24 protein-coding genes are annotated in these 22,662 nt (G+C 46.2%); 12 read left to right on the plus strand and 12 right to left on the minus strand.

Annotated features, from left to right (window positions below; genetic code table 11):
* Window positions 1-185: 185 nt before the first annotated feature.
* Complete coding sequence (locus NG833_RS22770; RefSeq protein WP_254567559.1) at window positions 186-845, minus strand: sigma-70 family RNA polymerase sigma factor; 660 nt, start codon at window positions 843-845, stop codon at window positions 186-188.
* A 273-nt stretch (window positions 846-1,118) separates the two neighbouring features.
* Here NG833_RS22770 and NG833_RS22775 point away from each other — a divergent pair, with 273 nt between their 5' ends.
* Window positions 1,119-1,697, plus strand: coding sequence for a glyoxalase-like domain protein (locus NG833_RS22775; protein WP_254567560.1), 579 nt, complete (start codon window positions 1,119-1,121; stop codon window positions 1,695-1,697).
* A gap of 66 nt (window positions 1,698-1,763) precedes the next feature.
* Here NG833_RS22775 and NG833_RS22780 read toward each other — a convergent pair whose 3' ends face one another.
* Window positions 1,764-2,699: a LysR family transcriptional regulator gene (locus tag NG833_RS22780; RefSeq protein ID WP_254567561.1), complete on the minus strand. Its 936-nt coding sequence runs from the start codon at window positions 2,697-2,699 to the stop codon at window positions 1,764-1,766.
* A 297-nt stretch (window positions 2,700-2,996) separates the two neighbouring features.
* Window positions 2,997-3,560, minus strand: coding sequence for a hypothetical protein (locus NG833_RS22785; RefSeq protein ID WP_254567562.1), 564 nt, complete (start codon window positions 3,558-3,560; stop codon window positions 2,997-2,999).
* Between the two features lie 686 nt (window positions 3,561-4,246).
* Here NG833_RS22785 and NG833_RS22790 point away from each other — a divergent pair.
* The 3 genes from NG833_RS22790 to NG833_RS22800 are packed head-to-tail and all read left to right on the plus strand — an operon-like array spanning window position 4,247 to window position 6,710.
* Entirely contained in the window at window positions 4,247-4,624 is a 378-nt protein-coding gene (locus NG833_RS22790) for a response regulator transcription factor (RefSeq protein ID WP_254567563.1), read from the plus strand.
* On the plus strand, window positions 4,621-5,235 hold the full coding sequence (locus NG833_RS22795) for a chemotaxis protein CheC (RefSeq protein ID WP_254567564.1): 615 nt from the start codon (window positions 4,621-4,623) through the stop codon (window positions 5,233-5,235). Before NG833_RS22790 ends, NG833_RS22795 begins: the two co-directional genes overlap by 4 nt.
* Entirely contained in the window at window positions 5,232-6,710 is a 1,479-nt protein-coding gene (locus NG833_RS22800; protein WP_254567565.1) for a diguanylate cyclase, read from the plus strand. The genes NG833_RS22795 and NG833_RS22800 overlap by 4 nt, the downstream gene beginning before the upstream one ends.
* 213 nt (window positions 6,711-6,923) lie before the next feature.
* Here NG833_RS22800 and rsmG read toward each other — a convergent pair whose 3' ends face one another.
* Both rsmG and NG833_RS22810 read right to left on the minus strand, forming a co-directional pair.
* Entirely contained in the window at window positions 6,924-7,730 is an 807-nt protein-coding gene (gene rsmG, locus NG833_RS22805; protein ID WP_254567566.1) for a 16S rRNA (guanine(527)-N(7))-methyltransferase RsmG, read from the minus strand.
* Between the two features lie 112 nt (window positions 7,731-7,842).
* A complete protein-coding gene (locus NG833_RS22810; protein ID WP_254567567.1) occupies window positions 7,843-8,517 on the minus strand; it encodes an ABC transporter ATP-binding protein in 675 nt (224 codons plus the stop codon).
* 306 nt (window positions 8,518-8,823) lie between these two features.
* On the opposite strand from NG833_RS22810, the gene NG833_RS22815 reads away from it, so the two are divergent.
* The 4 genes from NG833_RS22815 to NG833_RS22830 all read left to right on the plus strand — a co-directional run bounded on the left by NG833_RS22815 (window position 8,824) and on the right by NG833_RS22830 (window position 11,614).
* Window positions 8,824-9,753 (plus strand): Sll0314/Alr1548 family TPR repeat-containing protein, encoded by a 930-nt coding sequence (locus NG833_RS22815; RefSeq protein ID WP_254567568.1) that lies wholly within the window; start codon window positions 8,824-8,826, stop codon window positions 9,751-9,753.
* Window positions 9,754-9,862: 109 nt separating this feature from the next.
* Window positions 9,863-10,315 carry a DUF3531 family protein gene (locus NG833_RS22820; protein ID WP_254567569.1) on the plus strand — a complete coding sequence of 151 codons (453 nt, stop codon included), beginning with the start codon at window positions 9,863-9,865 and terminating at the stop codon, window positions 10,313-10,315.
* A gap of 168 nt (window positions 10,316-10,483) precedes the next feature.
* Window positions 10,484-10,918 (plus strand): NUDIX hydrolase, encoded by a 435-nt coding sequence (locus tag NG833_RS22825; protein ID WP_254567570.1) that lies wholly within the window; start codon window positions 10,484-10,486, stop codon window positions 10,916-10,918.
* 45 nt (window positions 10,919-10,963) lie between these two features.
* Window positions 10,964-11,614 (plus strand): Uma2 family endonuclease, encoded by a 651-nt coding sequence (locus tag NG833_RS22830; RefSeq protein WP_254567571.1) that lies wholly within the window; start codon window positions 10,964-10,966, stop codon window positions 11,612-11,614.
* A 129-nt stretch (window positions 11,615-11,743) separates the two neighbouring features.
* Here NG833_RS22830 and NG833_RS22835 read toward each other — a convergent pair whose 3' ends face one another.
* Window positions 11,744-12,064, minus strand: a complete 321-nt coding sequence (locus tag NG833_RS22835; RefSeq protein WP_254567572.1) for a DUF2973 domain-containing protein — start codon at window positions 12,062-12,064, stop codon at window positions 11,744-11,746.
* A 152-nt stretch (window positions 12,065-12,216) separates the two neighbouring features.
* Window positions 12,217-12,534: a DUF2605 domain-containing protein gene (locus tag NG833_RS22840; protein WP_015149350.1), complete on the minus strand. Its 318-nt coding sequence runs from the start codon at window positions 12,532-12,534 to the stop codon at window positions 12,217-12,219.
* Window positions 12,535-12,884: 350 nt separating this feature from the next.
* Here NG833_RS22840 and thrS point away from each other — a divergent pair, with 350 nt between their 5' ends.
* The 4 genes from thrS (at window position 12,885) to NG833_RS22860 (ending at window position 16,365) form a co-directional block, all read left to right on the plus strand.
* Window positions 12,885-14,711 carry a threonine--tRNA ligase gene (gene thrS / locus NG833_RS22845; RefSeq protein WP_254567573.1) on the plus strand — a complete coding sequence of 609 codons (1,827 nt, stop codon included), beginning with the start codon at window positions 12,885-12,887 and terminating at the stop codon, window positions 14,709-14,711.
* Between the two features lie 350 nt (window positions 14,712-15,061).
* Complete coding sequence (locus NG833_RS22850) at window positions 15,062-15,250, plus strand: hypothetical protein (protein ID WP_254567574.1); 189 nt, start codon at window positions 15,062-15,064, stop codon at window positions 15,248-15,250.
* On the plus strand, window positions 15,235-15,537 hold the full coding sequence (locus NG833_RS22855) for a type II toxin-antitoxin system RelE/ParE family toxin (RefSeq protein ID WP_254567575.1): 303 nt from the start codon (window positions 15,235-15,237) through the stop codon (window positions 15,535-15,537). The genes NG833_RS22850 and NG833_RS22855 overlap by 16 nt, the downstream gene beginning before the upstream one ends.
* Window positions 15,538-15,576: 39 nt before the next feature.
* Window positions 15,577-16,365 (plus strand): DUF4058 family protein, encoded by a 789-nt coding sequence (locus tag NG833_RS22860; RefSeq protein WP_254567576.1) that lies wholly within the window; start codon window positions 15,577-15,579, stop codon window positions 16,363-16,365.
* Window positions 16,366-16,467: 102 nt separating this feature from the next.
* On the opposite strand, the gene NG833_RS22865 is transcribed toward NG833_RS22860, so the two are convergent.
* The 5 genes from NG833_RS22865 to NG833_RS22885 all read right to left on the minus strand — a co-directional run bounded on the left by NG833_RS22865 (window position 16,468) and on the right by NG833_RS22885 (window position 22,116).
* Complete coding sequence (locus tag NG833_RS22865; RefSeq protein ID WP_254567577.1) at window positions 16,468-20,565, minus strand: HEAT repeat domain-containing protein; 4,098 nt, start codon at window positions 20,563-20,565, stop codon at window positions 16,468-16,470.
* 27 nt (window positions 20,566-20,592) lie between these two features.
* On the minus strand, window positions 20,593-20,931 hold the full coding sequence (locus tag NG833_RS22870) for a DUF86 domain-containing protein (protein ID WP_254567578.1): 339 nt from the start codon (window positions 20,929-20,931) through the stop codon (window positions 20,593-20,595).
* A complete protein-coding gene (locus NG833_RS22875; protein ID WP_254567579.1) occupies window positions 20,928-21,221 on the minus strand; it encodes a nucleotidyltransferase family protein in 294 nt (97 codons plus the stop codon). Before NG833_RS22875 ends, NG833_RS22870 begins: the two co-directional genes overlap by 4 nt.
* Before the next feature lie 239 nt (window positions 21,222-21,460).
* Complete coding sequence (locus NG833_RS22880; RefSeq protein WP_254567580.1) at window positions 21,461-21,700, minus strand: hypothetical protein; 240 nt, start codon at window positions 21,698-21,700, stop codon at window positions 21,461-21,463.
* A gap of 77 nt (window positions 21,701-21,777) precedes the next feature.
* Window positions 21,778-22,116, minus strand: a complete 339-nt coding sequence (locus NG833_RS22885; protein WP_254567581.1) for a DUF433 domain-containing protein — start codon at window positions 22,114-22,116, stop codon at window positions 21,778-21,780.
* Window positions 22,117-22,662 lie beyond the last annotated feature (546 nt).

Consider the following 22,662-nt stretch of genomic DNA (forward strand, 5'->3'; position numbering starts at 1 on the left):
AAAAAATAAAACCTTCAAAAAACCCGCAGGCTCAAGCCTGGGGCTACACGGACAAAGCGGTGCCTGCGCGGGCTAAAAGAGCCTTGTTAGGTGCGATCGCATCAAAGCAAGGATGATTTATTTGTTGGAATCCCCTAAGATTAGGACAAGGTAGTGCCTTGTCCTAATCCGATGTCCGGATGAGATTAGGTGGCGTTTTGCAAAGCGGGGGCAGAATTGGAATGAGAGGGGAAAGCATCCAAATAAATGGTTCTAATATCCGTGGGTAAGGCGGATTCTAACCGTTGATATCCTTCTTCCAGTAATGCCTTGACCTCCCCTGGGGCGATGGTTTCTCCTTCCGCTTGCAGATAGGCCGAAATACGAGTTTCACTCCAGTGAAAAGTCTGGGCCATTAATACTGTAATTCTTAACAAAGGAGAGAGCAGATCTAAAGCTTGTTCCACATAACACCATAACGGAGGTGGGGAAGTCTGTAAGGAATAGTGAATAGATTCAACCGGGGGTAATTCCGCGTGTTCGATACACCAAGCGGTCATATTAATCAGCCAGGTTTGTAAGGTAAAGGGAGTGGAAGCGCCTTCCTCAAAGCGTAAATCAAGTCCCCGGAGTTCGTGATAGATATGCCGCCAAGTCATGGCAAAGAGATAATCCCCTTGAACCGGGGATTTGGCTTGATGTTGAATGAGGGTATAGACGATGGAACTGTAGCGCCCAAAAATAGCGGTGAAGTATTTGCCTTCATCGGGGTGGCGCTGAAACAGGGTCAACAGTTCGCGATCGCTTCTTTGAAACAACGACTGCACCAGTGGATGCTGACATTCAGAAAAAACAGGCGGTTGCATAAGGTCGAACTTCCTTTGAAAACGGGTCAGTTGCATCACCCACCAGGGGGTTAAAGTCCCTAGAGGACTCCAGATGTCCCGGACGGATGCTTGTAATATATCCACAGTTGAGGCAAATTCGCATCCCCAACCCTAACCGGATGCTTGGATGAGTTCTGTCTAGCTTTGTTACAATTGATTACAAACAGATTGATTTAAAATGAAGGGGGTCACCACCCCGACGGTGCAAGCGATCGCTCAATCTAACCCTTGGTTTACCCTATTGAAACGTACATGGCTCTAACTGTTAGCATTCCTCCAACATTAAGCTCGTTGCTGCCATCCCTGCCTCTGGATAGTCTATTTTCGACCCAGGGGATTATGGTCATGCTACTCGCCGCCTATGGCGTGGCGATGTGGATGTTCCTCACCAGCGCCCCGAAAGTTTACACCATTATGGTTTCAGATTTGGAGACTGCCCGACAGCTTTATGAAGGGTTGCTGGAACTGCCCGCAGCCGAAGTCCCCTTACATTATTACTATAATTACGAACAAACCCTGGGCGGCACCGGCATCGACCCCCTTTATATGTCCTCCCCAATGGGGTCCTCGGCGACTCAAACCATTGCGGGCCCTGATGGACTCTGGTATCAATTACAGAAGAATACTCAACTGCACGTCATTTCTGGGGCGAGTTTAGGCAGCAAGAACCGACAACGCCATGTGGGATTTGACCATGACTGCCTCGAACAGCTGCTTTTGCGGGTGCAAATGAGTGGAGTCAAGTACAAAATCCGCCGAGAAAAGCCCCTAAATTTCTTGGTGAAAGATCGCCAAGGACGGGTGATTGAGATGACTGAGGTTTCCAATTAAGTAAGCTCAAGAATAATCCGGCGATCGCCTGTGTTCGGTTCGCCGGATTTTGCGGCAAGGGGCGATTTATTCCTGCTGCTGCTGCGCTAATCTCGTGGAATTCTCGATCGCCTGCTTCCCTTCATTCAGAAGATAGTCAAAAAAGGTCCGCGCCACCACAGAAAGTTGTTTCCCACTGGGATAAATGGCATACCACTGCCGAGGAATGGGAAAACCCTCCACATCCAGAATCGTCAGTTGATGCTGCCAACCATCCAGGGTCAAAACATGACGAGAGAGCACAGAAATTCCCAATCCTCCGGCGATCGCCTGTTTGATCGCTTCATTACTCCCGAGATCCAGGCGCACCTTCACCGCCACCCCCCGATCTTCAAACATTTTTTGCACCGCTTGCCTCGTCCCCGAACCCGGTTCGCGCATGATAAATGGCTCTCCATTCAAGCGTTCAATGGGGATATTTTTTTCCGATGCCAAGGGATGACTCATCGGTGCTAACACCACCAGAGGATTGTCCAGAAACTCATGACAGGAGACATCCGGACTCGCCGGAGGTTGGCTTAAAATATATAAATCATCAAGATTGTCATTGAGCCGTTCCTGCAATCCTTCGTGGTTCGTCACCTTGAGGGAGACGTCAATTCCCGGGTAGCGTTGACAAAATGGCCCGAGTAAGCGAGGAATGACATATTTGGCCGTGGTAATCACGCTGAGTTTTAATTGTCCCTGTTTGAGACCTTGCAGATCCGCCACCGTCATTTCAAATTGGGAGAGGCGATCGAAAATATCTCGACAAGTCCCTAATAATTCATCTCCCGCTTCCGTCAAATAGAGCCGTTTCCCGACTTGTTCAAACAGTGGCATTCCCACCGACTTCGCCAACTGTTTCACTTGCATCGAAACCGAGGGTTGCGTTAAAAATAGTTCTTCAGCAGCCCGAGTAAAGCTCTTATGGCGAGCCACGGCTTCAAAGACTCTAAGCTGGTGCAGGGTTGACTGCTTCAATGCCCTTTCTCCTAAGAATAACCCTTCAGTATAGACTTCAGTCTATTATATTCATAAATAATTGCTCTTTCTGTTTATGGTTTTTGGGGTTAATATAAATTTACATACAAAACAACTGTATTACTCCCTTCCTGTAGCGTTGCACTAGGAGTCGATCCTCGGTTGGTTCTTGCTGTGGCTATTATCTCGTATTTTCGACAGCCTGCGATCGCCTTTTTCGTGCAACGCTCTTTTTTCCTACTGCCAAAGCTTGCTACTGCTTCTGTCTGCCTAAATTTCTCCCTGATTCCTCTGGGTTCACCTTGCACCGATCGCCCCCCTTAAAAACTCAAGGGCGGTGGTCCGCTGAGGGGACGAGATAGAACCATGCGGGGGAAGGCTCCAACCGAGGGCAGAGTTCGGCGATCGCCACAACGCCAAATGTTCCACCGGGGGATCCGCATAGAAACTCTCCCCTCCCGGTCCCAACAGAGCAGAACTCCAGTGAGTAAAATAATCGTGACTGACTCGGTGGATGGGAAAGGGTGCAAATAGCGGGACCCCCCAACCATCAATGGCAATGAAGGCTTGAATCGGACATTGAAGAGAATATAACCCCCAGGCGGCCCCAATTGCACCGACGACTCCCGCGCTGAATCCGATCCAGATTAGGGGTTCAGTGGATGCGGGTCTATTCCAGTCGATCGCCCCACTTTGGTGCAAAAACTGCAAGATTTCCAGAGGAAAATAGGGGCGATCGCCAGGGGGGAGAATCCAAACCGGGGGAGTGGTATCCGACGAGACAAGGTTCGGCAGCAAAGTCGAGACAAAACTCTGAGTCAGGTTCTCCTCGTGAATTCCCGGACAAATAATTAGCACCACATCCCTGCCTTCATCAAACTATAAATTTTTGTTTGCGCTTTTCTGCCATGATAGTCAAATCAGTACCCAGCACAAAGAATTGAATCGGGTAGGAATCCGAAACATCGGGGTGCAAATTCTTTGATCTCAGGCTGGGGGTGGCCTGGAAGCAACGAGGGGTCCCAAGGGCTGAGGGATTGACCGGATGAGCGAGAATCTTGGTCTCCATCGCTATCCCAATTTTAGGACATTCCTACAGGATTAAGTCAGTAGGACCAGAAACTGGGCCTCTGTTCCTAATTCTTGGCTAATGGGTGAAAGGTCTGGGGAGACAAACCGGGTTGTTTTCAGGGGACTGAATCCCTGCTTGATGATTCCGATGATGACTTGCCTGATTGACAGCAGGCGGGATGACGGGAATACAACGATGGGTTCCGAAGCGGTCCCTCGGCAATCAGGAAGAGTTTGAGGCGCACAGAGGAAATTACCTTACACTGCGATCGGGGTGATTCAATGGGCAGATGTAGCACTCGATCAGTCTGCGGCTGAAAGACGCGATCGCCTAACGATTGCGCTACTCTAATGGATGTGATGGATGCTCTTAGGGGGGATCATCTCAACGCACCGATGTTTCGTACCTTGTATTGAAAAAGAACCTCAAAAAAGGATATAAACCTTGCCGTTAATCTGGTGTAAACAATAGAACGATGCCGTTAATTTTGATTGTAGATGATGCACAATTTACCCGTCGGGTTATCTGTAAATCCTTACAGAAACAGGGATACCTTACCCGAGAAGCCTCCAATGGACGAGAGGCGATCGGTCTGTTAGATGAAGAAATGCCGGATTGTATTCTATTAGATTTATTGATGCCGGAATTTGACGGATGGGATGTTTTAACCTTTTTAAAGGAGAACGGCTACAAGATTCCTGTTATTGTTATTACAGCCGATATTCAAGAAACCTCCCGTCAACACTGTTTTGATTTGGGAGCAAAGGCAGTGATCAATAAGCCGCCTAAACCGGATGAATTGAATAATACCCTGAAAAAAGTATTGGGTTTTACAGAGGAGAATACTCGATGAATTTAACCGTTGACCAACTGGATACCTTGCAGGAATTGGTCAATATTGGGGTTGGCAGAGCAGCAAGTGTCCTCAATGAAATGATTGAGTGCCACATCCGCTTGCAGGTTCCATTTATCCGCGTGTTTTCCCCCGGAAAAATGAAGGATGAACTGGAAAATCGCCTGGGAGTTTCTCTGGTTTCAGCGGTACGCCTTGGCTTTACAGGCTCATTTAGTGGTCTAGCCCAGCTTGTTTTTCCCACAGATAGCGCCTCTAAATTAGTGGCCTTATTGACTAATGAGGAAGTCGGAACTCCCGACCTCGATGCCGTCAAAATTGGGACGCTCACAGAAGTGGGCAATATTGTGATCAATGGGGTGATGGGTTCAATGAGCAATTTGCTCCGACAGCATTTGAATTATTCCCTGCCCATGTATTTAGAAGATACCGTCGAACACTTGTTGAGTTCTAAGCAATTAGAGCCTAACACCACGGTCTTATTAGCTCAGGCTCGCTTTACGATTGAGCAGCTCCAAATTGCCGGAGATATTATCTTAATTTTTAAGCTCGGGTCCTTTGATGCCTTACTGAAAGCCCTAGATAGGATAGAAGAGGGTGAGGAAGAATGAATGAGATCCAACAGGTTGAGGAGAAATTTGGAATTCTTGACCGAGTTCCTGTTGGTGCTTGCGTCCTGCGGTCAGATTTTATTGTTCTGTTTTGGAATAGTTGCCTAGAGGATTGGACAAAAATTTCAAAAAGCGAAATCGTAGGCAAGAATTTAGGCGATCGCTTTCCTCATTTAACCCAACCGAAGTATCACCACCGTCTCCAACAAGTCTTTGAAGGCGGCCCTCCAACTATTTTTTCCTCCCAACTGCACAAACACCTGATTCCGGCCCCCCTTCCCGATGGGGAATTGCGGATCCAACATACCACGGTAACTGGGGTGAAATCCTTTGACAATCAGGGATTTTACGCCCTGTTAGCCATTGAAGATGTCACGGACCTCACCCGCCGCCTTCAGGATTATCGGTCCATGCGCGATCGCGCCCTAGAAGAAATTGAGGAACGCAAGCAAGCTCAGGAAGCCTTACACCAAAAAACCCTAGAACTAGAAGTCCGTCAGCGCGAATTAATCTTACTCAGTGAAATGAGCGATTTGCTGCAAGCTTGCCTAACCGTCAAAGAAGCCTACAGTGCGATCGCCCAATCCTGCAAATTACTCTTTCCCAACATTCCCGGGGCAGTTTTTATTATTAACTCCCTCAATAATTTGCTCGATGTCGTTGCCAGTTGGGGAATTACCTTTAGCAGTCAGAAACTATTTGCCCCCAATGAATGTTGGGCATTGCGACGAGGACGGGTGCATTTTGTCGGGAATATGCAAAATGGCTTAATTTGCCAACACCTCCATCAAAATCTCTTACCCGCTGAATATTGCTGCGTCCCGATGATGGCTCAGGGAAAAGCCCTCGGTGTCCTCTATTTATGCGCCCCAGATAAAGGACCCTTATCCAATACAACCCAACTGTTAGCCATGACAGTTGCCGAACATATTGCCCTCGCCTTAGCCAATTTAAAATTGCGAGAAACCCTCCATAACCAAAGCATCCGCGACCCCCTAACCGGCTTATACAATCGTCGCTATTTAGAAGAAGCCCTGGAACGGGAAGTCTATCAAGCTGAACTCAAAGGATATCCCCTCTCCCTGATCATGATCGATGTGGATCACTTCAAAGAATTTAACGATACCTTCGGTCATGAAGCGGGAAATCAAGTCTTACGACAATTGGGAGAGTTTTTCCAAAAAAATATCCGCCCCACGGATATCCCCTGTCGCTATGGAGGGGAAGAGTTTACCCTCATTTTACCCGAAGCACCTTTAAGCGTCACTCAAGAACGCGCCCAACGCTTGCGAAAAAAAATAAAATTGTTACAAGTCGAATATGCGGGCCAATCCCTCGGCTGCATCACCCTCTCCTTAGGCGTTGCCAGCTTTCCCCAACATGGCAAAACCGGACTAGCCGTCCTCCGTGCCGCCGATGTCGCCCTCTATCAAGCCAAAGCAGCCGGTCGCGATCGCGTCGTCACCGCCTCTTAATAAATACGAACCAGTAAACAGCAGCCTCCACCCGTTCGTAGTAACGACTTCAGTCGTTCTCTTAAGTTCGTAGTAACGCCTTCAGGCGTTCTCTCATGTTCGTAGTAACGACTTCAGTCGTTATCTTCTCATGTTCGTAGTAACGACTTCAGTCGTTCTCAACCCCCTCTCACATTCCCCCTCTCATGCTCCCCCAAAACCTCCAACCCCCGATTACACCAGAGGATTTTGAGCCGGTATCCCCACCGCCCGGGGAAATTCAGGACGAGTCGGCGCAACCTTTCGCAAATAAACGCAAGTGCGAACACTATCCGTAAGCGGGGTCGTAAATTTCTCCACAAAATCCACGATTCCCCCCAGTTGCTCAACCCCAACCGAGACCACTTGCGCCTCTTCCTCAGTCCAATGACCGCGATACAGAATCGCCAACCCGCCAACTTTCACCAAGGGAAGGGCATATTCTGCACAAACCATCGTCGGCCCGATCGCCCGCGCAAAGGCAAAATCATACCGTTCCCGATGTTCAACTGCACGCCCAATCTCTTCCACCCTGCCGACAATTGCCCGGGCATTTTCCATCCCCAACTGGTTAATCAAACCCTGGAGAAACGTAATTTTTTTGCGCGTCGAGTCCAAGAGAGTCACCTGCCACTCGGGACAAGCGATCGCCACTGGCAACCCCGGAAAACCCGCCCCGGTACCAATATCGATCGCCCGAACGGACCCATCCCCCCCTTCCGCAGGAACCATCCCCGTTGTTGGGGAAGAGACTGACTCCGAGGGAGAACCCAACGGTTGAGATAATAAGGGCGTAATTCCGCGCAGAGAATCCCACAGATGCTTTTCCCAAAACTCATCTGGTGCAGTAATGCGAGTTAAATTTAGGGATTGATTCCCTTGGAGAATGCCTTCATATAGGCTTTGAAATTCCAGCAGATGACCCGCATCAGGCTGCCAATTCATGGTTTTTTCCCATAACTTGACATGGTTAGGCAGGATGGGTTGATCAGGTTCACTCATAGTTCGTCGTTCAAATGCAAGCAATTTTGGGTCTTTCTGAGGTTTGGGTGGGGGGGGAATCCAGATTTTAACGACTGAAGTCGTTACTACAAACGGTTAGGTTGAGAGTCAATCAAGAACTAACCACCGAGAGTTGAGTGCTGATGGCGAGTTTATTGGGTTCAACACTTTGGAGTTCCCCGTGATTGAGGGTCCAACAACAATCGGCGATCGCCAACAGGTCCCCGGCATCATGGGTCACCACCAACAAACTCCAGTGCTTCTTCAACTTCGCCAACAGCATGACTAAATTGCGTCGCATCGACCAATCTAAACCCGCCGTCGGTTCATCCAGTAACAGCAAATGAGGCTGCCGAATTAATTGTACTGCCAATGCGAGTCGCCGCTGCTGTCCCCCACTGAGGGATTGGGGCGCTGTCTGCAACGATAACCCATCCAGACCCACTTCTTGCAACGCCTCATGGACCCGTTCAGACCCCAGTTCCGGATGTCCCAAGCGCAACTCTTCCAACAGAGTCCCACAACAAAAATGCCGTTCGGGGAACTGAAACACTAACCCCCCTAGTTGTTGCAAATGAGCTGGAGTCAAGAGTTGATCCCGCCAGAAAATCTCGCCTTGGGTTTTTTCTGCCAACCCGCCCAAAATTTCTAACAAGGTGGATTTACCAGAACCGCTGGGCCCAATAATCAAGCCTAACTGTTGTGGGGCAAATTCTAGGTTAAGCGACTTGAGAATCGGGGTGGGAGTCGCGGTGGGATGGTAAGTTAGGTTTTTCAGATAAAGCATTGAAACCCTTGTCAACAATAGGGGGATTAAACGATACTGTACAGACTCCACAGCGTTGTGCTGCTCAGATGTCTATGTCTATTGTGACAAACTTAACCGGATTAAACTACTCCAGGACGGTTTGGAACTTGCCCCTAATCAGGGCGTCAGTAACAGCTTAGAGTTGAACAGATCGCGTTTTAGCCCGGACTTCTGCTGTAACGGGATTAAAATTCTAAAATGAAAATAATCGGCCTGGGTCGATCGCGACTCAAGGGGGATTTAGGATTTTTTGGCATCATCGAGGCACAACAGACGAGGTAGAGTATGAACTATCGGTTTTCTATGGCGGGTCGGTTGCTCGCTGCGATCGCAGGCAGTGCGGCGATTGCCTTGACTTTCAGTATCAGTCCGACTCTGGCTTTAGACCCGTTCCGCACCGAAAATCGTCATGAAATTGGCGATCGCACTGCAACTGCATTTAGAACCCTCTTTGAACAGGGAAATTATCAAGAGGCACTCCGCAAACTCCAACAAGCTGAACAAACTGAACCCAATGAACCTTTAGTCTATGCGATGCAGGGGGCTTTGGCCTATTTAGATGAAGACTGGGATCGCTTAAATAATTATGCAACCCGCACTCGCACCGCTGCTGAATCTTTGTTGACTGAGAATCCTTTACGCGGCAATCTGTATATCGCTGTGGGTCATTTTTTAGAGGGCGGTTATATTATCAGCACCGAAGGAACGTTGCGTGGAGTTCCCAAAGCAATGGGGAAACTGCGAGAAGTGTTCAAGCATTTTGATGCGGCAGAAAAAATTGAGGCGAATGATCCGGAGTTAAATCTGATTAAAGGCTTCATGGATTTAATGTTGGCAGTGAATCTGCCTTTTGCCAATGCCGATGATGCGATCGCCCGCTTGGAAAATTATGCGGCCCCTTCTTATTTAGCCTATCGGGGAATTGCCGTGGGCCATCGCGATTTAGATAATGTGGATCAAGCGTTATCTGCGGTGAATAGGGCTTTAGAAATTACCCCGGATAATCCAGAACTGTTTTATTTGAAAGGACAAATTCTGGTTAAAAAAGGTAATGATCTGGATAATATGGAATTGCTGCAACAAGCTGAATCTCATTTTCAGACAGCCCTTGTTCAATCCGAGGAAAAATTCCCAGAAACCTTAAGACGGCAACTGCAACGAGAACGCGATCGCAATGTTCGCAAAATGCAAGAGTTAGCCGCTGCCTCCCGATAACCTCCAACATCTCTCCCCGGAAATAATGAACCGACGCATCGATATGTTACTCTATAAGGCGTCGGTTTTTTTGACCTTTAATCTCCCCTTGATGTAGAGACACAGAAATATGCAAGTAGAGTTTCGGGAGTTTAACCCCTTTGATGTCTGGATCTGGTTAGAGTTTAGCACCAGTCCGGGCAAGAGTGAAAAGCAGTATGTTGAAGAAGTCTTCGATTCTTGGTTTTTTCTGGGCAAACTGGGGGGATTTAATGCAGAAAATCTCCAAGTTCAGGACACCGGATTAGAGATTAGCTATATGCAGTATGATTCGGTGACTGCTGAAAAAAGTTTGATGGCGCTGATGCACAATATGGGAGACTTTGAATATAATGGGACCTGGGGGCGCTGCTGGTTTGACCTCGGGACCAGTGATGCGATCGCCCTCGATGTTCTGATTAATGCCCTCGATCGCCTCAGTCAAGAATTTGTAGTCATCGAACGTCTAATTATCGGCGGTGAAAATGCCGATTGGCCCGTCGCTGATAGTGAAAGCCGCTCCCGATTTGCTGAAAATAATTAGTCTGTTTATTGACAATTTTCCCAGTAAAATTCACTGGGACATGACTTACGCACTCTCTAACATTTAACCCTAAATGTAGAGGCGATTCGCGAATCGCCTCTACATTTAGGGTTAGACCTCCCCAAAGGCATAAATCCTGGGGAAAAATTTATTTTATCTATTAAAAACATGAGTAAAAAACCAAAAATTCGCGTCATTACATTAGGGCTAATTCAAGACACAAATCGCCTGTTTGTATCGGAAGGCTATGATTCAGTCAAACACCAATCATTTTATCGTCCTTTAGGAGGCGGTCTTGACTTTGGTGAAACCAGCGTAGAGGCTTTAAAACGGGAATTCCAAGAAGAAGTCAAAGGGGAATTAACCAATATTCACTACCTAGGTTGCCTAGAAAATATTTTTATTTATAACGGCAAACCGGGCCACGAAATCATTCAACTCTATCGCTGTGATTTTAGCGATTCCAAATTTTATGAACTCGACTCCATCCCCTTTTTTGAAGGAAACCGGGAAGGAAAAGCCATCTGGGTCGGAATAGACCGATTGATATCCGGTGAGTTAGTTCTTGTCCCTCACCAATTGTTAGATTTTATTCAAAAATGATACTGAATAAAAATGCTTAATAAAAATCATATTCGGAGTTAAAAAATGCTACTAGAAATCAATAGAATTACCGTTCCCCCGGGACAGCGAGTCTTACTCAAAGATATAAGCTGGAAAGAATTTGAAGCCATTTTAGAAGACTTAGGCGAACATCGAGGAACCCGAATTGCTTACGATAACGGAACTTTAGAAATCATGACCCCATTACCAGAACACGAAATCGGGAAAGTTTTAATTAGCAACTTGGTAGAAATTCTCCTAGAAGAACTCGACATTGAATTTTGGTCCCTGGGTTCGACTACTTTTAAAAATCAAGTTATGGCACAAGGCATCGAACCGGATAATTGCTTTTATATCCAACATGAGGCAGCAGTGCGGGGTAAGGACCGATTAGATTTGACCGTAGATCCGCCTCCAGATTTAGCCTTAGAAATTGATGTCACCTCCCGTACCCATACGATGATTTATCAAGGGTTAAAAGTACCGGAATTATGGCAGTTTGAGAAAGGAATCCTCAAAATTAGCCGACTGCAAGAAGATGGCACTTATCAAGAAGGCGATCGCAGTCAAATTTTTCCCAACTTTCCCCTAACTGAAGTCATTCCCCAATATTTAGAACAAGCGAAAACTGAAGGGAGAAATAAAACAATGAAAGCCTTTCGCGCCTGGGTTCAGGAAGTTTTAGCAACCTTTTAGGCGGCAAAGTCTGTCGTTTTTTGCTTACCCATGCCAAAAGCCGGTCAACACCCTGAGTTCACCGGCACCCTTGCATTGTATGAGTCAGAGTTTAGACTTCTAAAATATCCACTCTCAACGCGCTGATTCTTATTTTTCTTCCTTGCTCTCCCCAGAAGCTCCCGGTGAGGCATCATATAAAGCATCAAGGCGTTCTCGGGCATCATCCATCGTCATGGATTTCATCACCATCAACGGTTCATTGACCACATTTCCGGACGCATCCAGCAGTTCCGGGTGGGGGACCGGACGTTGATAGCGTCCCATTGCGGAATTTGGGGACCCAGAGTTCCACCGTCCCGGTGGATAGTTTCTGGATTCACTACTGAGCATGACCAAACTGCGGATCAAGTTTCCGACAGCGAGAAACGCCAAAATGGTAAAGGCAAAAATGTAAACTAAGTGCAGCATATTGATATTCTCCGGCGCAGTCAGGTGATTAAGGGGTAACTCAGGGGCTAGATTAAAGAGTGTTTCTGAAGTTAATAGCTCAGTGTTTACTCTTAAAGTGGATCTAGAGATTTAATTTAGGGGTGGTCGAGGGAACTTCCATCAAGGACAGACTAGAGGGAATTTTCCATACGAAACCGCATCGAGACTTGCCAGCATTCGGTTAGCAATTTGTGCCACGGCATCAGCACTTCCATTTCTACGCCCACCTGGCCCTCTGTGGCCCGGAGTAGCATTTGAGCTGTGGTGACTTCTTGCTGTGCGTATTGCACTCGGGCGAGTAACTCGGTTTGGCCCTCTTTCCCCAAAAAGGAGATTTCCTCATTTTCCAATAACTTGCGCGATCGGGCAAACCAATATTGAAAATCCTCTAATAAAGGTTCTAGTAGGGTTTTGAGTAAGTTGGGCTCGGGAAGATTGGGATTGAGCATGATTTTTAGATAATCGGGGTACTGAGGCTAATTTTAACTTATTTTACAAAACTTAACATTATGCGGGTACAGTTTACAAGGGATTAGCGATCGCCTGGTAACAATTGGCTGGCGATCGGTCTAGCGCAGCCGTGGCAACACCCGGCCGCCAATCGTTCAAACGATTGGCGGCCTAACAGAACCAAGTCGTCTAAAGACGACTGAAAGTCTTATCCCGTGGTATTTTCAGTCGGTTTCAACCGACATTTTGCACCAGTGGCAACAACTTCAGCCAACCACTCCCATTGGGGAACCGAACCTTTAAAATAGAAAAGAAGGTAATACAAATCCGAGATTAAAATCCAACGCAAATGGCTAACTCATCTCCGGCTGTCGAAGCACCCGCAGAAAAAATTTCCTTGCCGCGTACCGGCGAATCCGAGCAACTCAAAAAGATTCGCCACACCACCTCTCATGTGATGGCGATGGCAGTCCAGAAGCTTTTCCCCAAGGCCCAAGTTACCATTGGACCTTGGATTGACAATGGATTTTATTATGATTTTGACAATCCTGACACCTTCACCGAACAGGACCTCAAAGCCATCAAAAAAGAGATGGTCAAAATCATCAACCGGAAATTACCCGTCACCCGCGAAGAAGTCACCCGAGAAGAAGCTACCCGACGCATCCAAGCCATTAATGAACCCTACAAGTTAGAAATTCTCGGGGATATCAAAGAAGAACCGATTACCATCTATCACCTTGGGGAAGAGTGGTGGGATTTGTGTGCGGGTCCCCATGTGGAAAACACCAGCGAACTTCACCCCAAGGCGATCGAACTCGAAACTTTAGCTGGGGCCTACTGGCGCGGTGATGCCAGCAAACAACAACTCCAGCGCATCTATGGCACCGCCTGGGAAACCCCCGAACAACTCACCGAATACAAGAGACGCAAAGAAGAAGCCCTCAAACGAGATCACCGCAAACTCGGCAAAGAACTGGGACTATTTTTGTTTGCCGACCCCGTAGGTCCCGGATTGCCCTTATGGACCCCCAAAGGCACCGTCCTACGGAGTGTGCTCGAAGACTTCCTCAAACAGGAACAAGTCAAACGCGGATATCTCGGTGTCGTCACGCCTCATATTGCCAGAATTGACCTGTTTAAAACCTCCGGTCATTGGCAACAATATAAAGAGGATATGTTCCCGATGATGTCTGAGGATGAAGAATCCGCCTTAGAAGAACGGGGGTTTGTGCTTAAACCCATGAACTGTCCGTTCCATATCCAAATTTATAAAAACGAGTTGCGTTCCTATCGGGATTTACCCATGCGTCTAGCGGAATTTGGCACGGTTTACCGCTATGAACAATCGGGAGAATTGGGCGGATTAACCCGAGTTCGGGGCTTTACCGTGGATGATTCCCACCTGTTCGTGACTCCAGAACAACTGGATGATGAATTCCTGAGTGTGGTGGATTTAATCTTATCGGTCTTTAATAGTTTGCAACTGAAAAACTTTAAAGCCCGGTTGAGTTTCCGTGACCCAGAATCGGATAAATATATCGGGTCGGATGAGGCATGGAATAAGGCAGAAAATGCCATTCGTCGCGCCGTTGACACCCTGGGAATGGAGTCTTTTGAAGCGCCAGGAGAAGCGGCATTTTATGGGCCAAAACTGGACTTTATTTTCCAGGATGCGCTTGAGCGCGAGTGGCAATTAGGAACGGTCCAAGTGGACTACAATTTGCCGGAACGCTTCCAATTAGAATATGTGGGAGAAGACGGCACTCGCAAACGTCCGGTGATGATTCACCGTGCGCCTTTTGGGTCATTGGAACGGCTGATTGGGATTTTAATTGAGGAATATGCGGGGGATTTCCCCTTCTGGTTAGCGCCGATTCAAATGCGGTTATTGCCGGTGAGTGATGAATTTTTACCGTTTGCGAAAGAGGTGGCGACTCAGATGCGAATTGAGGGAATTCGGGCTGAAGCGGATACCAGTGGAGAGCGTTTAGGGAAGCTGATTCGCAATGGAGAAAAGCAAAAGATTCCGGTGATGGCTGTGGTTGGGGCTAAAGAAGTGGAAGCGAATCAGTTAAGTATTCGCACCCGCGCAGGCGGTGAGTTGGGAACGATGGCGGTGGCAGAGGTGATTGAAAAGATGAAGGTTGCCAATCGCGATCGGGCTAATTTCTAGTTCTCATACGGAATCCGGTTGTCGAAGGTTTGAAAAAACCCCGCAGGCTCAAGCCTGGGGCTATACGGACGAAGCCCGCCTGCGCGGGCTAAGAATCTGAAAAAAGCCCCGCAGGCTCAAGCCTGGGGCTATACGGACGAAGCCCGCCTGCGCGGGCTAAGAGCGAGAATCGAGTTGAGACAACCGGATTTGGTATCAGACCATGATTGAATACAAGGAAGTTGTTGTACATTTAGTTTGAATAAACCGGGTTGCTTTTATTTTTGATTTTACGCACCCAGTTAATAATGAGTCCTTCTTCATTTAACAATCTATTTCCTAAAAATACTCCCCCGAGGTAACAGAATTTTATGAGCCAAACCAAAGAACAAATAAAAACTTTGTTGAGCAAATTACCTGAAGATTGCTCCCTCGAAGATGTACAATACCATTTATATGTACTTGAAAAAGTGCGTCAGGGATTACAAGTTGCTGACACTGAAGGTGTCATTTCACAACAAGAGGTAGAAAAACGGTTAAGTAAATGGCTTATCGAGTAGTTTGGTCTTCCAAAGCTATAGATGATGTTGATGCAATAGCTACTTACATAGCACGGGACTCACGGTCTTATGCAGCAGCGATCGTTCAAAAAATGCTCGACCTAACCCGCAATTTGAGTAATTTTCCTTTCTCTGGACGCATTGTACCGGAGTTTGAGGATGAGATGATTCGGGAAAAAATCGCCTATAGCTATCGCATCATCTATCGGGTTCAGGATGAAACGGTAACCATTGCAGCAGTAATTCATGGAAAAAGACTATTAGAGATGGATATTGGCATAGAGTAAAGCCAAAAATACCAAGTTTTTTAAGGAGAAATTACGACGATGCCTTCACCGTTTGTTGGGATGGATCCGTATTTAGAAGGGCCAAATTTTTGGCCCGAGGTGCATCACTTGTTGATCAGCCTCCTTCTGGAATCATTAGTCCCGCAGTTGCGACCTAAATATCGAGTTGCCCTGGAAAAACGGGTGTATGAAAGTGCGGGAAATGAGAGTTTATTGGTGGGAATTCCTGATGTCATTGTGCAGCGTCGTACCCCTGCACCACCGGGAGAGTCTAATGTAGCAGTGGCAGCGCCTCCGACTCAAAAACCCCTTCAGGTGCAAGTGCCGATGAGGATGGAATTTCGGGAGGCATATTTAGAAGTGCGGGAGATGGCAACGGGGGAAGTGGTAACGGCGATCGAGGTGCTTTCTCCTGCCAATAAACGCCCGGGAAAAGGGCGGGAGATGTATGAAGAAAAGCGCAGCCGCATTTTAGCCAGTCGGACCCATTTGGTGGAAATTGACCTGTTGCGGGGTGGGGAACCGATGCCGGTTTTAGGAAACGATGTGGAGGCGCATTATCGGATTCTGGTCAGTCGAGGCGATCGGCGTCCTTATGCAGACTTATATCTGTTTAATTTACCCGATACAATTCCCACGTTTCCCCTACCGCTACGTTCTGGGGATACGGAACCGATGATTGATTTAAACCAGTTATTAAATCATCTTTATGACCGCGCAGGCTATGATTTTGTGATTGATTATCAGACTGAACCCATCCCCGCTTTAGCTGAATCTGAAGCGGCTTGGGTGGATGCACAGTTAAGGGAACAAGGAATAAGGGAATAAATCCAAATTGGGCCAGGTGGTCCCACGGGCCGGATGGATTGCACAGGAGTGGGAAACAGTGGCGGTATTTCTGGGTAGTGATAAGAATCAAAGCACATTGATTCACAGATTAGGATTTTCAGGGTCAATTTTTCTTAAACTTGCGATCGCCTCCCTACGGGTATATTCATTCTGAGTATTTTCAATAACTTGAACCAATCCGGCAATAGCTTGAGGATTTCCGACACCGATTTCCCCTAAACTCTCAGCCGCCCTGCTACGGGTATATTCATTCTGAGTATTTTCAATAACTTGAACCAACCCGGCAATAGCTTGAGGATTTCCAACACCGATTTTCCCTAAACTTGCGATCGCCTCCCAACGGGTATATTCATTCTGAGTATTTTCAATAACTTGAACCAACCCGGCAATAGCTGTAGGATTTCCGGGGTCTATTTTCTCTAAACTCTCTGCCGCCCTGTTACGGTTACGTTCATCCTGAGTATTTTCAATAACTTGAACTAACCCAGCAATAGCTTGAGGATTTCCGGCACCGATTTCCCTTAAACTCTCAGCCGCCCTGCTACGGGTATATTCATTCTGAGTATTTTCAATAACTTCAAGTAACCCGGCAATAGCTTCAGGATTTCCGGGGTCTATTTTCTCTAAACTCTCTGCCGCCTGTAAACGGGTATATTCATCGTGAGTATCTTCAATAACTTGAAGTAACACAGCGATCGCTTCAGGATGTTCGACACCAATTTTGCTTAAACTCTCAATCGCCTCCCTACGGGTAAGTTCAGACTGAGTATTTTGAATAACTTGAACCAACCCAGCAATAGCTTCAGGATTTTCAACACCGATTTTCTCTAAACTCTCTGCCACCCACCTACGGATATATTTATTCTGAGTATTTTCAATAACTTGAACTAACCCAGCAATAGCTTGAGGATTTCCGGGGTCGATTTTCTCTAAACTATAGGCCGCCCGCCAATGGATATCTTTATTCTTAGTTTTTTGAATAACTTGAACTAACCCAGCAATAGCTTGAGGATTTCCAACCCCAATTTTCTCTAAACTCTTAGTCGCCTGACAACGAGTATTTTCATCCTGAGTATTTTCAATAACCTGAACCAACCCCTCAATAGCTTCAGGATTTCCGGGGTCGATTTTCCCTAAACTCTCAGCCGCTTGCCTACGGGTATATTCATTCTGAGTATTTTCAATAACTTGAACTAACCTCGCAATAGCTTCAGGATTTCCGACCCCGATTTTCTCTAAACTATAGGCCGCCCGCCTACGAGTATGTTTATCCTGAGTATTTTCAATAACTTGAACCAACCCAGCAATAGCTTGAGGATTTCCAACACCGATTTTCCCTAAACTTGCGATCGTCTCCCAACGGGTATATTCATTCTGAGTATTTTCAATAACTTGAACTAACCCCGCAATAGCTTGAGGATTTCCGGGGTCGATTTCCTCTAAACTATAGGCCGCCTGCCAACGGGTATATTCATTCTGAGTATTTTGAATAACTTGAACTAACGCCGCGATCGCTTGAAGATTTCTGGGGTCGATTTTTCCTAAACTATAGGCCGCCTGCCAACGGGTATATTCATTCTGAGTATTTTGAATAACTTGAACTAACCCGGCAATAGCTTCAGGATTTCCGACCCCGATTTTCTCTAAACTCTCAGCCGCCCGCCTACGGGTAAGTTCATTCTGAGTATTTTGAATAACTTGAACTAACCCGGCAATAGCTTGAGGATTTCCGGGGTCGATTTTTCTTAAACTCTCAATCGCCTCCCTACGGGTATCTTCATCCCGAGTATTTTGAATAACTTGAACTAACCCAGCAATAGCTTCAGGATTTCCGACCCCGATTTTGCTTAAACTCTCAATCGCCCACCTACGGGTATATTCATTCTGAGTATTTTCAATAACTTGAAGTAACCCCGCAATAGCTTGAGGATTTCCGGGGTCGATTTTCTCTAAACTATAGGCCGCCCACCTACGGATATCTTCATCCCGAGTATTTTGAATAACTTGAACTAACCCGGCAATAGCTTCAGGATTTCCGACACCGATTGTGCTTAAACTCTCAGCCGCCCACTTACGGATAGGTGTATGCTGATTATTTTCAATAATAAGTTGAACCAACTCCGCAATAGCTTGAGAATTTCCGGGATCGATTTCCCCTAAACCTGTGATCGCCCGCCTACGAGTACATTCATCCTGAGTATTTTCAATAAGTCGAACCAACCCGGCAATAGCTTGAGGATTTCCGACCCCGATTTTCTCTAAACTTGCGATCGTCTCCCTACGGGTATATTCATTCTGAGTATTTTCAATAACTTGAACCAACCCCGCAATAGCTTGAGGATTTCCGACCCCGATTTTCCCTAAACTTGCGATCGTCTCCCTACGGGTATATTCATTCTGAGTATTTTGAATAACTTGAACTAACCCAGCAATAACTTGAGGATTTCCGGGGTCGATTTTCTCTAAACTCTCAGCCGCTTGCCTACGGTTACGTTCATTCTGAGTATTTTGAATAACTTGAACTAACCCAGAAATAGTTTCTGAATTTCCGACACCGATTTTCTCTAAACTCTCAACCGCCCGCCTACAGGTATCTTGCTTTTCAGTATTTTGAATAACTTGAAATAACCCAGCAATAGCTTGTAGATTTCCGGGGTCGATTTTTCCTAAACTCTCAGCCGCCTGCCAACGGGTATGTTCATTCGGAGTATTTTGAATAACTTGAACCAACTCAGTAATAGCTTGAGGATTTCCGACACCGATTTTTCCTAAACTCTCAATCGTCGGCCAACGGTTAAGTTCATCCTGAGTATTTTTAATAATTTGAACCAACTCAGTAATAGCGTGAGGATTTTCGACACCGATTTTCCCTAAACTCCAAGCCGCCTGCCAACGGTTACGGTCATTCTGAGTATTTTTAATAACTTGAACTAACCGGGCAATAGCTTGAGGATTTCCGACTCCGATTTTCTCTAAACTGGCGATCGCCTTCCTACAGGTATCTTCATTCTGAGTATTTTGAATAACTTGAACTAACCGGACAATAGCTTGAGGATTTCCGACACCGATTGTGCTTAAACTCTCAGCCGCCTCCCTACAGGTATCTTCATTCTGAGTATTTTCAATAACTTGAACTAACCGGGCAATAGCTTGAGGATTTCCGACCCCGATTTTCTCTAAACTGGCGATCGCCTCCCTACGGGTATATTCATTCTGAGTATTTTCAATAACTTGAACTAACCCGGCAATAGCTTGAGGATTTCCGACCCCGATTTTCCCTAAACTCTCAATCGCATCCCTACAGGTACGATAATTCTGAGTATTTTCAATAACTTGAACTAACCCAGCAAGAGCTTCAGGATTTCCGAAACCGATTTTTTCTAAACTCTCAATCGCATCCTTACAGGTAAGTTCAGACTGAGTATTTTCAATAACTTTAAGCAACTTAGCGATTTCTTTATTGTCAACAGTCTTGATGACAGGTAACAACTCTCGGGGAATGGGAATCTTAATATTGTCACCCACAGAAACCACCCCGTCTTCAGTCGGTAACTCTGCAATTGCTGCCTTCGCTTCCTCAAACTTCTTGCGGCGATAATGAACCATCGCCCGGGCAAAAATTCTCAGGCGGTCAAACTCCTCAATCGAGTGACCAATCATCTCCGTCAGCGTCGCCAGCCGCATTAAATCTCTGGGGTTTTCTTCATAGGCCCGCCGGAAAGCCGCCGCCAATAACTCCACTGATTTCTCCGGTTCTTGATAAGCCCAAGCCGCCCAACTTTGCGACTGGGCAAACTCTCGATCATAACTATCCTCACTGTCTAAATCTCCCTGCACATACTCCAATAAAAAACTCGCCACTTCCTTCAGGCGTTGTTCTGTAAATCGAGGATTAGCTTTGAACTGGTCTAACAATTCTTGGCGGACTGTGGCATCAATTGCATACAATTCATGCCACACCTCATCACACAAACTCGATAAAATTAAATCCGAAACCGCAATCCAAGGAATATCCATAAATTCATTATGAATATCCTGCGGAAAATCCACCCAAATCTTATAAAGCAAATCGGGAGTTATCGCCAAAGGTAACGCCGCATGATAAGCCAACAAAAGGTGAGGCTCACCAAACCTTTTCTTAAAAGTATTAATCCGACGTTGAGCGGCTTCCACTTTCATGATATGGAGTCAATGTTAATAATTTGGTTATCCCCAAAATTTCTCGGCTATTTTTTCAATGGATATTTCTAATTCTGGTAAATAGTTTTCAACAATATCCCAGACAACATCTAAATCAACATCTAAATATTGATGAGCTAATTTATTCCTAAAACCAACAATTTTATGCCAAGGGGTATTAGGTTCTGATGCTTTCCATTCATCAGGTAATTTTTTAATGGATTCACACATCACCTCCAGATTTCTCAGAACGGCATCTTGAATTAACATTTGTTCATAAAAACTATCTTTCCCTGTACTGGTATAATCTTTCACTCGCCTTAAACAATCTCGGATGTGAATCAAATAAAGTCGATACTCCTTCATAATTCAATGGCCTCTGCTATAACTTTATCTCGAATAAAATAATGTAATGATTTAGCCGTTACCACATCAACTTTTCGATTTAAGAGTTGTTCTAAATCTTGGATGAGTCCCACCGGAAACCAGGAAGAGATTTTAGCTAAATCATAATCAATCAAAAAATCAATATCACTATCCTCCCGTTCTTCTCCCCTCGCTACGGAACCGAATATCCGCACATTAAACGCACCATGCTGTTGTGCAATGGCTAAAATTTCATCTCGTCTTTGTTGTAATTCGTCTTTCATATTCATACAGTCATCCCCTTAACAATTTGATTAAAAACTGCTCTGAGGTTACGAATGATTCACTAAATTACCCCGTAATACCTTAACGGCATTTTGCAATCCAAGCCGATCGCATTCAAACATCGGGATTAACTCAGCAATTTCCCCAGCCGTCGTCATTTACCACCGTTCCCTCGGTACAGGATTCACCCAAACCAGATAACGTAAGCGTTGTTGACACTCCCGCAAGAATTGCTCAGTCAATTCTAACCTATCTTTACTATAGCCCCCCGTGCCGCTCCCGCATCACTAAAAATCAGCAGACAGGCGAGATTGGGAGATAACCCGCTTAACATCTCTTCCACCGTCACCGCTGGAGAATATCCCGGACCCCCATCAACATAATCCATCGGACAGTTATGGAAATAATAAACCCGCGATTCGGCTAACCGTCCCCCCCGCATGGCAGTTTCTTTAATTCTATTCTCTAAAGAATGAAAAGCCACTATTGAACCATCAACATTCAACAGCAAAACCAACTCGATTCCTCCGTTAGCAAATAGCTAATTGCCATTTAACTCCCTCAAAAACCATGAGCTTCAACCCCCGCCAATTTTTCGGATTTAAACTGGCGTAGCTTCTCGATGAATGGAGGGGGATTTTTCCGTTGTTCTTCCCGCATCTGGTGGCTCCAGGCCAACCAATCGCTCAGATAGGCAGCGATCGCCTCTTGGTTCTGCAAATAGCACAAAATCGTGGCATAAACTTGTTCTAGGGTAACCGTGCGAAACTGTTCAGCGATCGCCTCTGGGGTTTGAGCGCGATGAATGTATTGATACAGAATATGCTCGATGCCGATGCGCGTTCCTTTCAGGCGAATATCATCGGCAGCTAATTTATCAAAATAATTTTCTAACTCCATCCATCCTCTCCTACTTTGAAATTTCCAGAACCGGACAAGGGACTTGTAAAATGGGTAAACCGCCATCTACTCAGGTGGGGCCGCCCGTTTCCTGAAGTGCCTCTACAGTTCGTTCGCGGCTCTGTTCAAAGTCCCTACAGCAATCATAAGCCGCACAGGAGAGTAATAGATTGATTGATCGCTCCTAAGTGGCGATCGGGTCAAGTGACTTCCCCACGGACAGAACCCACAGATAACGGTTGATACGGAATCCGGTTGTCAAAGGTCTATAAAATTCTCCAGAAAAGCGAAGGCTGGCTTCGTCCGTATAGCCGGGTTTTTATTTAGGCATCTATAAATGTAGGGGCGATTCGGGAATCGCCAGTCCATATTTACAGGCGATTCGCGAATCGCCCCTACAGATAAAATGGCTCCTCGATTTGACGGGATAGAACAGGGTGCAGGTTTTTATAGACCTGCATCTATAAATGTAGGGGCGATTCGGGAATCGCCAGTCCATATTTACAGGCGATTCGCGAATCGCCCCTACAGATAAAATGGCTCCTC

The organism is Oscillatoria sp. HE19RPO (genome assembly GCF_024220515.1).
Lineage (GTDB): Bacteria > Cyanobacteriota > Cyanobacteriia > Cyanobacteriales > Laspinemataceae > Laspinema.

Coding starts and splice junctions, on each gene's coding strand:
- NG833_RS22850 (WP_254567574.1), top strand. CDS start 15,062: ATGAGCCAAACCAAAGAACAAATAAAAACTTTGTTGAGCAAATTACCT.
- NG833_RS22770 (WP_254567559.1), bottom strand. CDS start 845: ATGCAACCGCCTGTTTTTTCTGAATGTCAGCATCCACTGGTGCAGTCG.
- NG833_RS22855 (WP_254567575.1), top strand. CDS start 15,235: ATGGCTTATCGAGTAGTTTGGTCTTCCAAAGCTATAGATGATGTTGAT.
- NG833_RS22865 (WP_254567577.1), bottom strand. CDS start 20,565: ATGAAAGTGGAAGCCGCTCAACGTCGGATTAATACTTTTAAGAAAAGG.
- NG833_RS22820 (WP_254567569.1), top strand. CDS start 9,863: ATGCAAGTAGAGTTTCGGGAGTTTAACCCCTTTGATGTCTGGATCTGG.
- NG833_RS22815 (WP_254567568.1), top strand. CDS start 8,824: ATGAACTATCGGTTTTCTATGGCGGGTCGGTTGCTCGCTGCGATCGCA.
- NG833_RS22830 (WP_254567571.1), top strand. CDS start 10,964: ATGCTACTAGAAATCAATAGAATTACCGTTCCCCCGGGACAGCGAGTC.
- NG833_RS22795 (WP_254567564.1), top strand. CDS start 4,621: ATGAATTTAACCGTTGACCAACTGGATACCTTGCAGGAATTGGTCAAT.
- NG833_RS22775 (WP_254567560.1), top strand. CDS start 1,119: ATGGCTCTAACTGTTAGCATTCCTCCAACATTAAGCTCGTTGCTGCCA.
- NG833_RS22800 (WP_254567565.1), top strand. CDS start 5,232: ATGAATGAGATCCAACAGGTTGAGGAGAAATTTGGAATTCTTGACCGA.
- NG833_RS22870 (WP_254567578.1), bottom strand. CDS start 20,931: ATGAAGGAGTATCGACTTTATTTGATTCACATCCGAGATTGTTTAAGG.
- NG833_RS22835 (WP_254567572.1), bottom strand. CDS start 12,064: ATGCTGCACTTAGTTTACATTTTTGCCTTTACCATTTTGGCGTTTCTC.
- thrS (WP_254567573.1), top strand. CDS start 12,885: ATGGCTAACTCATCTCCGGCTGTCGAAGCACCCGCAGAAAAAATTTCC.
- NG833_RS22790 (WP_254567563.1), top strand. CDS start 4,247: ATGCCGTTAATTTTGATTGTAGATGATGCACAATTTACCCGTCGGGTT.
- NG833_RS22875 (WP_254567579.1), bottom strand. CDS start 21,221: ATGAATATGAAAGACGAATTACAACAAAGACGAGATGAAATTTTAGCC.
- NG833_RS22885 (WP_254567581.1), bottom strand. CDS start 22,116: ATGGAGTTAGAAAATTATTTTGATAAATTAGCTGCCGATGATATTCGC.
- NG833_RS22810 (WP_254567567.1), bottom strand. CDS start 8,517: ATGCTTTATCTGAAAAACCTAACTTACCATCCCACCGCGACTCCCACC.
- NG833_RS22840 (WP_015149350.1), bottom strand. CDS start 12,534: ATGCTCAATCCCAATCTTCCCGAGCCCAACTTACTCAAAACCCTACTA.
- rsmG (WP_254567566.1), bottom strand. CDS start 7,730: ATGAGTGAACCTGATCAACCCATCCTGCCTAACCATGTCAAGTTATGG.
- NG833_RS22825 (WP_254567570.1), top strand. CDS start 10,484: ATGAGTAAAAAACCAAAAATTCGCGTCATTACATTAGGGCTAATTCAA.
- NG833_RS22860 (WP_254567576.1), top strand. CDS start 15,577: ATGCCTTCACCGTTTGTTGGGATGGATCCGTATTTAGAAGGGCCAAAT.